Source organism: Escherichia sp. E4702 (assembly GCF_963883545.1).
In the GTDB taxonomy this organism is placed as follows: Bacteria; Pseudomonadota; Gammaproteobacteria; order Enterobacterales; family Enterobacteriaceae; genus Escherichia.
In genome coordinates this window covers 1-14,175 of the sequence record NZ_CAWORF010000037.1, presented here as the reverse complement: position 1 = coordinate 14,175, position 14,175 = coordinate 1, and the positions used below count along the sequence as shown (strand labels likewise).

At 48.7% G+C, this 14,175-nt stretch carries 12 protein-coding genes, 1 tRNA gene and 3 rRNA genes; 11 read left to right on the top strand and 5 right to left on the bottom strand.

Going from position 1 to position 14,175, the window contains the following annotated elements; all coding sequences use genetic code 11:
* The first annotated feature begins 274 nt into the window (after positions 1-274).
* From dusB to AACU94_RS23145, 4 genes are all read left to right on the top strand, one after another.
* Positions 275-1,240, top strand: a complete 966-nt coding sequence (gene dusB / locus AACU94_RS23160; RefSeq protein ID WP_001219652.1) for a tRNA dihydrouridine synthase DusB — start codon at positions 275-277, stop codon at positions 1,238-1,240.
* 25 nt (positions 1,241-1,265) lie between these two features.
* Positions 1,266-1,562, top strand: a complete 297-nt coding sequence (gene fis / locus AACU94_RS23155; RefSeq protein ID WP_000462905.1) for a DNA-binding transcriptional regulator Fis — start codon at positions 1,266-1,268, stop codon at positions 1,560-1,562.
* An 84-nt stretch (positions 1,563-1,646) separates the two neighbouring features.
* A complete protein-coding gene (gene yhdJ / locus AACU94_RS23150) occupies positions 1,647-2,531 on the top strand; it encodes an adenine-specific DNA-methyltransferase (RefSeq protein WP_130223726.1) in 885 nt (294 codons plus the stop codon).
* A gap of 83 nt (positions 2,532-2,614) precedes the next feature.
* Complete coding sequence (locus tag AACU94_RS23145) at positions 2,615-2,794, top strand: DUF2556 family protein (RefSeq protein WP_001527795.1); 180 nt, start codon at positions 2,615-2,617, stop codon at positions 2,792-2,794.
* Positions 2,795-2,796: 2 nt separating this feature from the next.
* Here AACU94_RS23145 and envR read toward each other — a convergent pair whose 3' ends face one another.
* Entirely contained in the window at positions 2,797-3,459 is a 663-nt protein-coding gene (gene envR, locus AACU94_RS23140; protein ID WP_135488696.1) for an acrEF/envCD operon transcriptional regulator, read from the bottom strand.
* 395 nt (positions 3,460-3,854) lie between these two features.
* On the opposite strand from envR, the gene acrE reads away from it, so the two are divergent.
* The 7 genes from acrE (at position 3,855) to AACU94_RS23105 (ending at position 13,172) form a co-directional block, all read left to right on the top strand.
* A complete protein-coding gene (gene acrE / locus AACU94_RS23135) occupies positions 3,855-5,012 on the top strand; it encodes a multidrug efflux RND transporter periplasmic adaptor subunit AcrE (protein WP_135488695.1) in 1,158 nt (385 codons plus the stop codon).
* An 11-nt stretch (positions 5,013-5,023) separates the two neighbouring features.
* A complete protein-coding gene (gene acrF, locus AACU94_RS23130; protein ID WP_130204496.1) occupies positions 5,024-8,128 on the top strand; it encodes a multidrug efflux RND transporter permease subunit AcrF in 3,105 nt (1,034 codons plus the stop codon).
* Positions 8,129-8,379: 251 nt separating this feature from the next.
* On the top strand, positions 8,380-8,601 hold the full coding sequence (locus AACU94_RS23125) for a membrane protein (RefSeq protein WP_000825639.1): 222 nt from the start codon (positions 8,380-8,382) through the stop codon (positions 8,599-8,601).
* Between the two features lie 417 nt (positions 8,602-9,018).
* Positions 9,019-10,044 (top strand): amino acid ABC transporter substrate-binding protein, encoded by a 1,026-nt coding sequence (locus AACU94_RS23120; RefSeq protein ID WP_130236995.1) that lies wholly within the window; start codon positions 9,019-9,021, stop codon positions 10,042-10,044.
* Positions 10,045-10,111: 67 nt separating this feature from the next.
* The gene (locus AACU94_RS23115; protein WP_130223718.1) at positions 10,112-11,293 is read left to right on the top strand and encodes an amino acid ABC transporter permease; all 1,182 of its coding nucleotides are present in this window, start codon (positions 10,112-10,114) and stop codon (positions 11,291-11,293) included.
* Between the two features lie 9 nt (positions 11,294-11,302).
* Positions 11,303-12,406 carry an amino acid ABC transporter permease gene (locus AACU94_RS23110; protein WP_135488699.1) on the top strand — a complete coding sequence of 368 codons (1,104 nt, stop codon included), beginning with the start codon at positions 11,303-11,305 and terminating at the stop codon, positions 12,404-12,406.
* Positions 12,407-12,413: 7 nt separating this feature from the next.
* A complete protein-coding gene (locus AACU94_RS23105) occupies positions 12,414-13,172 on the top strand; it encodes an amino acid ABC transporter ATP-binding protein (protein ID WP_000078344.1) in 759 nt (252 codons plus the stop codon).
* 229 nt (positions 13,173-13,401) lie between these two features.
* Here AACU94_RS23105 and rrf (AACU94_RS23100) read toward each other — a convergent pair.
* The 4 genes from rrf (AACU94_RS23100) to AACU94_RS23085 all read right to left on the bottom strand — a co-directional run.
* Positions 13,402-13,517: ribosomal RNA gene (gene rrf / locus AACU94_RS23100) — 5S ribosomal RNA — on the bottom strand.
* 39 nt (positions 13,518-13,556) lie between these two features.
* Positions 13,557-13,632: transfer RNA gene (locus AACU94_RS23095), tRNA-Thr, on the bottom strand.
* 14 nt (positions 13,633-13,646) lie between these two features.
* Positions 13,647-13,762, bottom strand: a 5S ribosomal RNA gene (rrf, locus tag AACU94_RS23090).
* Between the two features lie 98 nt (positions 13,763-13,860).
* A 23S ribosomal RNA gene (locus AACU94_RS23085) occupies positions 13,861-14,175 on the bottom strand; the annotation flags it as partial.

The following is a 14,175-nucleotide window of genomic DNA, read 5'->3' as shown; positions in this document are numbered from 1 at the left end:
GCACGTAATTTTGCTGATTATTTAGGCAAATTTGCGTGCCAAAATTTTCATTCATAAAGAAAAATTGAGAACTTACTCAAATTTCTTTGAGTGCGAATTTTAATCACTTATTTCTAATGTGATGATTTTTATGATTAATTATTCCGACGAGTTCATTTTAAATGCAATTCTTTGATCCATCTCAGAGGATTGGTCAAAGTTTGGCCTTTCATCTCGTGCAAAAAATGCGTAATATACGCCGCCTTGCAGTCACAGTATGGTCATTTCTTAACTCATGCGCATCGGACAATATCAGCTCAGAAATCGCCTGATCGCAGCGCCCATGGCTGGCATTACAGACAGACCTTTTCGGACGTTGTGCTACGAGATGGGAGCCGGATTGACAGTATCCGAGATGATGTCTTCTAACCCTCAGGTTTGGGAAAGCGACAAATCTCGTTTACGGATGGTGCACATTGATGAACCCGGTATTCGCACCGTGCAAATTGCCGGTAGCGATCCGAAAGAAATGGCAGATGCAGCACGTATTAACGTGGAAAGCGGTGCCCAGATTATTGATATCAATATGGGTTGCCCGGCTAAAAAAGTGAATCGCAAGCTTGCAGGTTCAGCCCTCTTGCAGTACCCGGATGTCGTTAAATCGATCCTTACCGAGGTCGTCAATGCAGTGGACGTTCCTGTTACCCTGAAGATTCGCACCGGCTGGGCGCCGGAACACCGTAACTGCGAAGAGATTGCCCAACTGGCTGAAGACTGTGGCATTCAGGCTCTGACCATTCATGGCCGTACACGCGCCTGTTTGTTCAATGGAGAAGCTGAATACGACAGTATTCGGGCAGTTAAGCAGAAAGTTTCCATTCCGGTTATCGCGAATGGCGACATTACTGACCCGCTTAAAGCCAGAGCTGTGCTCGACTATACAGGGGCGGATGCTCTGATGATAGGCCGCGCAGCTCAGGGAAGACCCTGGATCTTTCGGGAAATCCAGCATTATCTGGACACTGGGGAGTTGCTGCCCCCGCTGCCTTTGGCAGAGGTTAAGCGCTTGCTTTGCGCGCACGTTCGGGAACTGCATGACTTTTATGGTCCGGCAAAAGGGTACCGAATTGCACGTAAACACGTTTCCTGGTATCTCCAGGAACACGCTCCAAATGACCAGTTTCGGCGCACATTCAACGCCATTGAGGATGCCAGCGAACAGCTGGAGGCGTTGGAGGCATACTTCGAAAATTTTGCGTAAACAGAAATAAAGAGCTGACAGAACTATGTTCGAACAACGCGTAAATTCTGACGTACTGACCGTTTCTACCGTTAACTCTCAGGATCAGGTAACCCAAAAACCCCTGCGTGACTCGGTTAAACAGGCACTGAAGAACTATTTTGCTCAACTGAACGGTCAGGATGTTAATGACCTCTATGAGCTGGTACTGGCTGAAGTAGAACAGCCCCTGTTGGACATGGTGATGCAATACACCCGTGGTAACCAGACCCGTGCTGCGCTGATGATGGGCATCAACCGTGGTACGCTGCGTAAAAAATTGAAAAAGTACGGCATGAACTAATTCAGGTTAGCTAATTGCTTGATTAAAAGGCGCTACTCGGCATGGGGAAGCGCCTTTTTTATAGGTGTCGCAAAGGGAGTGACCATGAGAACAGGATGTGAACCCACCAGGTTTGGCGACAATGCAAAGACCATTATCCACGGTGATGCATTAGCTGAACTTAAAAAGATACCCGCAGAAAGTGTTGATCTAATCTTTGCTGACCCGCCTTATAACATCGGTAAAAATTTCGATGGCCTGATCGAAGCGTGGAAAGAAGATCTGTTTATTAACTGGCTATTTGAAGTGATTACAGAGTGCCACCGCGTTCTGAAAAAACAGGGCAGCATGTACATCATGAACAGCACGGAAAACATGCCCTTTATTGACCTCCAGTGCCGCCAGCTTTTTACCATCAAAAGTCGCATCGTCTGGTCGTATGACAGCTCCGGCGTTCAGGCCAAAAAATATTACGGCTCCATGTATGAACCCATCCTGATGATGGTGAAAGACGCAAAGAACTACACCTTTAACAGCGATGCTATTCTGGTAGAAGCCAAAACCGGAGCACAGCGTGCATTAATCGACTATCGCAAAAATCCCCCACAACCTTACAATCATCAAAAAGTGCCAGGTAACGTCTGGGATTTTCCACGCGTACGTTATTTGATGGATGAATATGAAAACCATCCGACGCAAAAGCCTGAAGCTTTACTGAAGCGCATTATTCTCGCCTCTTCTAACCCTGGCGATGTCGTTCTCGATCCGTTTGCTGGTAGCTTCACCACCGGTGCCGTCGCCATCGCGACCGGGCGAAAATTCATTGGTATTGAGATTAACAGCGAGTACATCAAGATGGGGCTACGCCGACTGGATGTCGCGTCACATTACTCCATGGAAGAGCTGGCGAAAGTGAAAAAAAGAAAGACCGGCAACCTGTCAAAACGAAGCCGGATCAGCGAAGTTGACCCCGATCTCATTGCAAAGTAAAGGAAGTGTAAGCCTGGTTTTCAGATTATTCATTTCGTGTATATTTCCTGCCAGACTTGGTTAAACATGCACAGGCTCAGGTAATGATTCGCAAGTATTGGTGGCTCGTCGTTTTCGCTGTCTTCGTTTTTCTGTTTGATACTTTACTGATGCAGTGGATTGAACTGCTGGCAACAGAAACAGACAAATGCCGCAATATGAACTCAGTTAATCCACTAAAACTGGTTAACTGTGACGAACTGAATTTTCACGACAGAATGTGAATTTATATGACACTTAATTCATTCGGTTGATGAATTAATTTCGTTATGTTTTCATCTGGCATGAACATTCTTAATACGTTATCGACCAGTGCGGGTGCTTGTTTATAAAGATCGTAACCCGCTATATTCATTAACCAGTTTTGAACAATACCGCTGAAGGCACCATCAATAATAATCATTACGACGTCTAAGTCGAGGCTTTTAGCTATATCCCCCTGTTGCTGACATGCTTGTAATACTTCACGCAGAATCTGTGGATTAAAGCCCATCTTTTCACGTATTACTGCCTCGGCCAGCATTTCATCACTAAATTCACACTTGTGATATAAGATTTGCAGTAACGCCTGCTGGCGGGGAATTTCGGCAATATATTGCAAGCCAACAATCAGTTTTTCACGCAATTGCAGGAAAGGATCATGTTCTAACCCTTCCGTTAAACGTTCCTGGATTAACTCACGCAATGAAGGCTGTTGCAGCCACATCTCGTTAAACAGTTGAGCCTTGTTTTCGAAGTGCCAGTAGATTGCGCCACGCGTGACGTTGGCGGCGTCGGCGATGTCATTGAGCGTCGTCTTGCTTACGCCATACTGCGCAAACTGGGCGATGGCGGTTTCAATCAGTTCTTGCCTGGTCTTCAGGGCTTCAGCTTTGGTTCTTTTTGCCATGATTAATCATTCAAGGAATAAATATATTCAACATAAGGGAAACAGCGAGAAGTAATGTATCACCTAATGTTTATTTATACGAGAAGCTAAATCCCATCTGCTACCAATCGTCAAATAAGTAAAATCTATTGTTTATCGATAATATATTTACTTAATAAATGTATATTTCACTTTGCGTTAAAATGCTTCCATTCTTTTCAACTCACATCAAATGAGAACATTAGAATATTAATCTCTTTTTGTGTTTACGTGCCTTGAATAGCGACTATTCATAACTATTCCTTACATCGCCGGACGATAATTTGTAGGATAGCGAACTGTATTTTTATTTCTGCGAGTTAACGCGTTGCCTTTTTCTGGCTAATAACGCGCTTTTGGTTTTTTGAGGAATAGTAATGACGAAACATGCCAGGTTTTTCCTCCTGCCCTCCTTTATCATGATCTCCGCAGCGTTAATTGCGGGTTGTAACGATAAGGGAGAAGAGAAAGCTCACGTCGGTGAACCGCAGGTTACCGTTCATGTTGTGAATACTGCCCCGTTAGAAGTTAAAACTGAATTACCAGGCCGTACTAATGCTTTCCGTATTGCCGAGGTTCGCCCGCAGGTTAGCGGGATAGTGCTGAATCGTAATTTCACTGAAGGCAGCGATGTGCAAGCTGGCCAGTCCCTGTACCAGATCGATCCGGCCACTTATCAGGCAAGTTATGACAGCGCGAAAGGCGAACTGGCGAAATGCGAAGCTGCCGCGTCCATCGCGCATTTGACGGTAAAACGTTATGTTCCGCTTGTGGGTACGAAATACATCAGCCAGCAGGAGTACGATCAGGCGATTGCTGATGCTCGTCAGGCCGATGCTACCGTCATAGCCGCAAAAGCCACGGTCGAAAGCGCCCGCATCAATCTCGCTTATACCAAAGTGACTGCGCCAATTAGCGGGCGTATCGGCAAATCTTCGGTAACCGAAGGTGCTCTCGTCACTAACGGGCAAACGACCGAACTGGCGACTGTCCAGCAACTCGATCCTATCTATGTCGATGTGACCCAATCCAGCAACGACTTCATGAGACTGAAGCAATCCGTAGAGCAAGGGAATTTGCATAAGGAAAACGCCACCAGCAACGTAGAGCTGGTCATGGAAAACGGTCAAACCTATCCCCTGAAAGGCACGCTGCAATTCTCTGATGTAACCGTTGATGAAAGCACCGGCTCCATTACCCTGCGCGCGGTTTTCCCTAACCCGCAAAACACGCTTCTGCCAGGTATGTTTGTGCGCGCACGGATTGATGAAGGTGTACAACCTGACGCTATTCTTATCCCGCAACAGGGAGTTAGCCGCACGCCGCGTGGTGACGCTACCGTGCTGATTGTTAATGATAAAAGCCAGGTTGAGGCGCGTCCTGTTGTCGCCAGCCAGGCCATTGGCGATAAATGGCTGATTAGCGAAGGACTAAAAGCGGGTGATCAGGTCATTGTCAGCGGCCTGCAAAAAGCTCGCCCGGGAGAGCAGGTTAAAGCCACTACCGATACCCCCGCAGATACTGCGTCGAAGTAAGGCAATCTGATATGGCAAACTTTTTTATTCGACGACCAATATTTGCATGGGTGCTGGCCATTATTCTGATGATGGCGGGCGTACTGGCGATCCTACAATTGCCCGTCGCCCAGTATCCAACCATTGCCCCGCCTGCTGTTTCTGTGTCGGCAAACTATCCGGGCGCTGATGCGCAAACCGTGCAGGATACGGTGACACAGGTTATCGAACAGAATATGAACGGCATCGATAATCTGATGTATATGTCCTCCACCAGCGATTCAGCCGGTAGCGTGACAATTACTCTCACCTTCCAGTCCGGGACCGATCCAGACATCGCGCAAGTGCAGGTACAAAACAAACTTCAACTCGCCACACCGTTGCTGCCGCAGGAAGTCCAGCAACAGGGGATAAGTGTCGAGAAATCAAGTAGCAGCTTTTTGATGGTGGCTGGTTTTGTTTCTGATAACCCAAGTACCACGCAAGACGATATTTCCGACTACATCGCCTCTAACGTCAAAGATACCATTAGCCGTCTGAACGGCGTTGGCGACGTGCAACTGTTCGGTGCTCAGTACGCTATGCGTATCTGGCTCGATGCCGATCTGCTGAACAAATATAAACTCACATCGGTTGATGTCATTAACCAGTTGAAAGTACAGAACGACCAGATTGCGGCCGGTCAGTTAGGCGGCACGCCGGCATTACCAGGACAGCAGTTAAACGCGTCGATTATTGCCCAGACACGGTTAAAAGATCCGGAAGAGTTCGGCAAAGTCACCCTGCGCGTGAACAGCGACGGTTCGGTAGTGCGGCTGAAAGATGTCGCACGGATTGAACTCGGTGGTGAAAACTATAACGTTATCGCCCGTATCAACGGCAAACCCGCGGCTGGCCTCGGCATTAAACTGGCAACGGGAGCTAACGCACTTGATACCGCAAAAGCCATCAAGGCCAAACTGGCAGAATTACAGCCGTTCTTCCCACAGGGAATGAAGGTTCTTTACCCTTATGACACCACGCCTTTCGTCCAGCTTTCTATCCAGGAAGTGGTGAAAACGCTGTTTGAAGCCATTATCCTGGTATTCCTGGTGATGTATCTGTTCTTGCAGAACATGCGGGCGACATTGATACCCACCATTGCTGTACCTGTCGTGTTGTTAGGGACATTTGCCATACTCGCCGCTTTTGGTTACTCCATCAACACGCTAACGATGTTCGGGATGGTGCTTGCCATCGGGCTTCTTGTTGATGATGCGATAGTCGTTGTGGAGAACGTCGAGCGCGTAATGATGGAGGATAAACTTCCCCCCAGAGAAGCGACGGAAAAATCGATGTCGCAAATCCAGGGCGCGCTGGTAGGTATCGCGATGGTACTGTCGGCGGTATTTATTCCGATGGCATTCTTCGGTGGCTCAACAGGGGCAATTTATCGACAGTTCTCTATCACTATTGTTTCAGCAATGGCGCTTTCAGTACTGGTTGCACTGATTCTCACCCCCGCGTTATGTGCAACATTGCTGAAACCAGTCTCTGCCGAGCATCACGAAAATAAGGGGGGGTTCTTCGGCTGGTTTAACACCACTTTCGATCATAGTGTTAATCACTACACCAATAGCGTTGGCAAAATCCTCGGTTCCACAGGGCGATATTTACTGATCTATGCGTTGATTGTCGCCGGAATGGTAGTGCTGTTTTTACGCCTCCCTTCTTCTTTCTTGCCGGAAGAAGATCAGGGTGTCTTCCTGACCATGATCCAACTGCCCGCTGGCGCGACGCAAGAGCGGACACAAAAAGTACTGGATGAAGTGACGGATTACTATCTGAAGAACGAGAAGGCGAACGTTGAAAGTGTCTTTACAGTCAATGGATTTAGCTTCAGCGGTCAGGCGCAAAACGCCGGGATGGCCTTTGTCAGCCTTAAACCGTGGGAAGAGCGCAGTGGCGAAGAAAATAGCGCGGAAGCGGTAATCCAACGTGCCAAAATGGAACTGAGTAAAATCCGCGACGGTTTTGTCATTCCATTCAATATGCCAGCCATTGTTGAACTGGGTACGGCAACAGGTTTCGACTTTGAGTTAATCGATCAGGCGGGTCTTGGTCACGATGCCTTAACCCATGCCCGCAACCAGTTGCTTGGCATGGCGGCGCAACATCCTGAAAGCTTAGTCAGTGTGCGCCCCAATGGACTGGAAGATACTGCGCAGTTCAAACTTGAAGTTGACCAGGAAAAAGCACAGGCATTAGGCGTTTCGCTTTCTGACATTAATCAGACCATTTCTACAGCGTTAGGCGGGACGTATGTCAACGACTTCATCGACCGTGGCCGCGTGAAAAAAGTATATGTTCAGGCGGATGCCAAATTCCGTATGCTGCCAGAAGATGTCGATAAACTTTATGTCCGCAGCGCTAACGGCGAAATGGTGCCATTCTCCACCTTTACCACTTCACATTGGGTATATGGTTCTCCGCGTCTGGAACGCTACAACGGTCTACCCTCCATGGAGATTCAGGGGGAAGCTGCGCCAGGCACCAGTTCCGGCGATGCGATGTCTCTAATGGAAAGCCTCGCCTCACAACTACCTAACGGAATCGGTTATGACTGGACGGGGATGTCGTATCAGGAACGCTTGTCAGGTAACCAGGCCCCTGCTCTGGTAGCCATTTCATTCGTGGTCGTTTTCCTGTGCCTTGCGGCGCTCTATGAAAGCTGGTCAATTCCTGTCTCGGTTATGTTGGTCGTGCCGTTAGGGATTGTCGGCGTGCTGCTGGCAGCGACACTCTTTAATCAGAAAAATGACGTTTATTTTATGGTGGGCTTGTTAACGACAATTGGCTTATCGGCTAAAAACGCTATTTTGATTGTTGAGTTCGCCAAAGACCTTATGGAGAAAGAGGGGAAAGGTGTCATTGAAGCGACACTGATGGCTGTACGTATGCGTCTTCGTCCTATTCTGATGACATCACTCGCCTTTATTCTCGGCGTATTGCCGCTGGCTATCAGTAATGGTGCGGGAAGCGGCGCGCAGAACGCGGTAGGGATTGGAGTCATGGGTGGCATGATTTCCGCAACATTGCTGGCAATCTTCTTTGTCCCCGTGTTCTTTGTGGTGATCCGCCGTTGCTTTAAAGGGTAAATTTAAGACACAAAGGCGTCTTCGGACGCCTTTGTAATTTGCAGTTAAAACTATAAAAATTAATGAGTTAATGATTCATTAACTTTTGAATTGAGTACATTCATTCTTTCTCCCTTCATTATTTTTACAATTCACATAATTTGTCATTATTCATCTCGCAATAATTATAACTCCCGGTGATAAAATGGAATTCAGCACGTTAATAAGAAAGTTAGCTTATTAAGCGGTAGCGTTATTACTGAGGTAACACCATGAAAAGATTAATTCCTGTCGCATTGCTCACCGCATTGCTGGCGGGCTGCGCTCACGATTCACCCTGCGTTCCGGTTTATGACGATCAGGGCCGTCTGGTTCACACCAATACCTGTATGAAAGGTACGACTCAGGATAACTGGGAAACGGCTGGGGCTATTGCTGGCGGGGCAGCGGCTGTTGCTGGCCTGACGATGGGGATCATCGCTCTGTCGAAATAACTGAACAGAGCGCGGAGTTCCGCGCTCTGTTTAACGGTACAGAATCTCACCGTAAGATAAAATACAACTATATTCTGCTAGCTTATTCCCTTTTAATTTAGCATTTTATTTCGAACTATCGAAATAACACATCCATTAGTTTTTACCCTCATTTAAAACACATGCTCACGCTAACAATCATTATCCTGCTTAGTAAAATGCGAATAAATATTTTGCGCTAAAATGTGGCGTATGTTTCATTTTCGCACCATTGCGAGGCGATGTTTTTATTATTTCCTGTCTACACTCAGCTTATTGCGACGTGGAATCGTGCGCAAAAGCTGGCACTACTTTTGCTTATAAAAGGATGGCCACAGACAGGTAAAAGACGTTTCCCAAACGTCCTATAACGATAATTTTCGCCTCACAGGAAGCATTATGAAAAAGATGATGATAGCCACACTGGCTGCCGCCAGCGTGCTGCTTGCCGTTGCAAATCAGGCGCATGCTGGCGCGACACTTGATGCCGTAAAGAATAAAGGGTTTGTGCAATGCGGGATCAGTGACGGATTACCTGGGTTCTCTTATGCCGATGCAGACGGTAAGTTTTCAGGTATTGATGTAGATGTTTGTCGTGGTGTTGCCGCTGCTGTATTTGGTGACGACACGAAAGTGAAATATACCCCACTCACAGCAAAAGAACGCTTCACCGCTTTACAGTCAGGGGAAGTGGATTTGCTTTCCCGTAATACGACCTGGACTTCATCCCGCGACGCAGGAATGGGAATGGCATTTACTGGCGTCACTTATTACGACGGCATTGGCTTCCTGACGCACGATAAAGCGGGATTAAAAAGCGCGAAAGAACTGGATGGCGCAACAGTCTGTATTCAGGCGGGGACTGATACCGAACTCAACGTCGCCGATTACTTCAAGGCAAACAATATGAAGTACACGCCAGTAACCTTCGATCGCTCAGACGAATCAGCGAAGGCTCTGGAATCTGGCCGCTGCGATACGCTGGCCTCGGATCAGTCGCAACTGTATGCCCTGCGGATCAAATTAAGTAATCCTGCCGAATGGATTGTCCTGCCAGAAGTTATCTCTAAAGAACCGCTTGGTCCGGTCGTCCGTCGTGGCGATGATGAATGGTTCTCTATTGTGCGCTGGACGCTTTTCGCCATGCTGAATGCTGAAGAGATGGGCGTTAACTCGCAAAACGTTGATGAAAAAGCGGCTAATCCAGCTACGCCTGATATGGCGCATCTGCTGGGTAAAGAGGGCGATTACGGCAAGGATCTGAAGCTGGATAATAAATGGGCTTACAACATCATCAAACAGGTGGGTAACTACTCGGAAATTTTTGAGCGTAATGTAGGTTCAGAAAGCCCGCTGAAAATTAAACGTGGGCAAAATAATCTCTGGAATAACGGCGGTATTCAGTACGCGCCGCCCGTGCGTTAAGTCGGTGTGAGGTAACGGGCGTCGCTACGGCGGCGCTCTCTTCAGCGTTATGGTTTCCGAGGTTTATATGCCCCATCGCCGCTCAACCGTTAAAGGCTCACTCTCCTTTACCAACCCTACGGTTCGCGCCTGGTTATTCCAGATCCTCGCCGTTGTTGCCGTCGTCGGCATTGTTGGTTGGTTATTTCACAACACCGTGACGAATCTAAACAATCGCGGCATAACATCAGGATTTGCCTTTCTGGATCGCGGCGCAGGCTTCGGGATCGTCCAGCATTTGATCGATTACCAGCAGGGCGATACCTACGGACGCGTTTTTATTGTCGGCTTACTCAATACGCTACTGGTTTCAGCATTGTGTATCGTATTCGCATCTGTCCTGGGCTTCTTTATCGGTCTGGCGAGACTTTCGGACAACTGGCTGCTACGAAAGCTTTCCACAATTTATATTGAGATCTTCCGTAATATTCCCCCGCTGCTGCAAATCTTCTTCTGGTACTTTGCCGTGTTGCGCAATTTGCCCGGACCACGCCAGGCAGTGAGCGCGTTTGAGCTCGCCTTTTTGAGCAATCGTGGGCTCTATATTCCGTCGCCGCAGCTGGGAGATGGATTTATTGCGTTTATCCTGACTGTTGTTATTGCTATAGCCATTTCTGTTGGACTATTCCGTTTTAATAAAACGCACCAGATAAAGACCGGACAACTGCGCCGTACCTGGCCTTGCGCCGTTGTGTTGATCATTGGTTTACCTTTACTGGCGCAATGGCTTTTTGGCGCAGCACTACACTGGGATGTCCCAGCCCTTCGAGGCTTTAATTTCCGCGGCGGGATGGTTTTAATTCCTGAACTGGCAGCCTTAACGCTAGCACTTTCGGTTTATACCTCTGCATTTATCGCCGAGATTATCCGCGCCGGGATCCAGGCAGTGCCTTATGGTCAACATGAAGCGGCTCGCTCGCTGGGATTGCCCAACCCAGTTACGCTACGCCAGGTCATTATTCCCCAGGCACTGCGAGTGATTATTCCGCCGTTAACCAGCCAGTATCTCAACATCGTCAAAAACTCCTCTCTTGCCGCCGCTATTGGCTATCCCGATATGGTTTCGCTGTTTGCTGGCACCGTGCTGAACCAGACGGGGCAAGCCATCGAGACGATAGCCATGACCATGTCGGTCTATCTGATTATCAGCCTGACTATCTCGCTGCTGATGAATATCTATAACCGCCGCATCGCGATCGTTGAACGCTAAGGAGTCATGATGACAAAAGTATTGCTGTCTCATCCCCCGCGCCCGGCGAGCCATAACTCAAGCCGCGCTATGGTATGGGTGCGCAAAAACCTGTTCTCCAGCTGGGGCAATAGCCTGCTGACTATTGGCTGCATATGGTTGATGTGGGAACTGATCCCACCGTTGCTGAACTGGGCATTTTTGCAGGCTAACTGGGTTGGCTCAACGCGTGCCGACTGCACAAAAGCCGGTGCCTGTTGGGTCTTCATCCACGAACGATTTGGTCAGTTTATGTATGGGCTTTACCCACACGACCAACGCTGGCGAATTAACCTGGCATTACTGATTGGCCTTGTGTCTATCGCACCAATGTTCTGGAAAATACTCCCGCATCGCGGTCGCTATATTGCGGTCTGGGCGGTTATCTACCCACTGATTGTCTGGTGGCTGATGTATGGCGGTTTTTTTGGTCTTGAGCGGGTTGAAACCCGGCAATGGGGCGGGCTGACGCTAACTTTAATTATTGCATCAGTTGGGATTGCGTGGGCGCTACCGTGGGGGATCTTACTGGCGTTAGGTCGCCGCTCCCATATGCCGATTGTGCGTATCTTATCGGTCATTTTTATCGAGTTCTGGCGCGGCGTACCGCTGATTACCGTACTGTTTATGTCTTCAGTCATGCTGCCGCTCTTTATGGCGGAAGGCACCAGCATCGACAAACTGATTCGTGCGTTGGTCGGCGTGATCCTGTTTCAGTCAGCATACGTTGCGGAAGTCGTGCGAGGCGGATTACAGGCGCTGCCCAAAGGGCAATACGAAGCGGCAGAGTCGCTGGCGTTGGGTTACTGGAAAACTCAAGGGCTGGTTATTCTGCCCCAGGCACTGAAGCTGGTGATTCCAGGACTGGTAAATACCATCATCGCGCTATTCAAAGACACAAGTCTGGTGATCATCATCGGGTTGTTCGATCTTTTCAGTAGCGTTCAGCAGGCAACCGTTGACCCCGCCTGGCTGGGTATGTCCACAGAAGGGTATGTTTTCGCCGCACTGATCTACTGGATCTTCTGTTTCAGCATGTCGCGCTATAGCCAACATCTGGAAAAACGTTTTAACACCGGGCGTACACCGCATTGAGGACACTATGAGCCAAATTTTACTGCAACCTGCTAACGCGATGATTACGCTGGAAAACGTCAATAAATGGTATGGACAATTCCATGTTTTGAAAAATATAAATTTAACCGTGCAACCGGGCGAACGGATCGTTCTGTGTGGCCCTTCAGGTTCCGGTAAATCGACAACCATTCGTTGTATTAATCATCTGGAAGAACATCAACAGGGACGGATCGTGGTAGATGGCATCGAACTTAATGAAGATATCCGCAATATTGAGCGCGTCAGGCAGGAAGTGGGAATGGTCTTTCAGCATTTCAATCTCTTCCCTCATCTGACCGTTCTACAGAACTGTACCCTGGCACCGATTTGGGTGCGTAAGATGCCGAAGAAAGAGGCTGAAGCTCTGGCGATGCATTACCTTGAGCGGGTGAGAATTGCCGAACATGCACAGAAGTTTCCCGGGCAGATCTCCGGTGGTCAGCAGCAACGCGTTGCCATAGCACGGTCACTTTGTATGAAACCAAAGATCATGCTGTTTGATGAACCTACGTCAGCGCTCGATCCGGAGATGGTGAAAGAAGTGCTGGATACGATGATTGGGCTGGCGCAGTCGGGTATGACAATGTTGTGTGTAACACATGAAATGGGATTTGCGCGAACTGTCGCTGATCGAGTGATTTTTATGGATCGCGGAGAAATCGTGGAGCAAGCTGCACCGGATGAATTTTTTGCGCATCCTAAATCGGAGCGTACGAGGGCATTTTTATCGCAGGTTATCCATTAATTGAATGTTAGTTCGAAAAGCAAAAAGGCCATCCTTTCGGATGGCCTTTCGCTTGACTTGATGTCTGGCAGTTTATGGCGGGCGTCCTGCCGCCCCCCTCCGGGCCGTTGCTTCGCAACGTTCAAATCCGCTCCCGGCGGATTTGTCCTGGTCAGGAGAGCGTTCACCGACAAACAACAGATAAAACAAAAGGCCCAGTCTTCCGACTGAGCCTTTTGTTTTATTTGATGTCTGGCAGTTCCCTACTCTCGCATGGGGAGACCCCACACTACCATCGGCGCTACGGCGTTTCACTTCTGAGTTCGGCATGGGGTCAGGTGGGACCACCGCGCTACTGCCGCCAGACAAATTCTTTTCTAATCTGCCGAACTTTAACCTAAAAAGTGGTGCTGATACCCAGAGTCGAACTGGGGACCTCACCCTTACCAAGGGTGCGCTCTACCAACTGAGCCATATCAGCACGCTAAATTTGATGCCTGGCAGTTCCCTACTCTCGCATGGGGAAACCCCACACTACCATCGGCGCTACGGCGTTTCACTTCTGAGTTCGGCATGGGGTCAGGTGGGACCACCGCGCTAAGGCCGCCAGGCAAATTCTGTTTTATTAACCCGCTTATCGCCGGTTAATTTAATCTGTTATCAAGCTTACTTATCGATGTCTCATCCGCCAAAACATCTTCGGCGTTGTAAGGTTAAGCCTCACGGTTCATTAGTACCGGTTAGCTCAACGCATCGCTGCGCTTACACACCCGGCCTATCAACGTCGTCGTCTTCAACGTTCCTTCAGGAGACTTAAAGTCTCAGGGAGAACTCATCTCGGGGCAAGTTTCGTGCTTAGATGCTTTCAGCACTTATCTCTTCCGCATTTAGCTACCGGGCAGTGCCATTGGCATGACAACCCGAACACCAGTGATGCGTCCACTCCGGTCCTCTCGTACTAGGAGCAGCCCCCCTCACGTTCTCCAGCGCCCACGGCAGATAGGGACCGAACCTGTCTCACGAC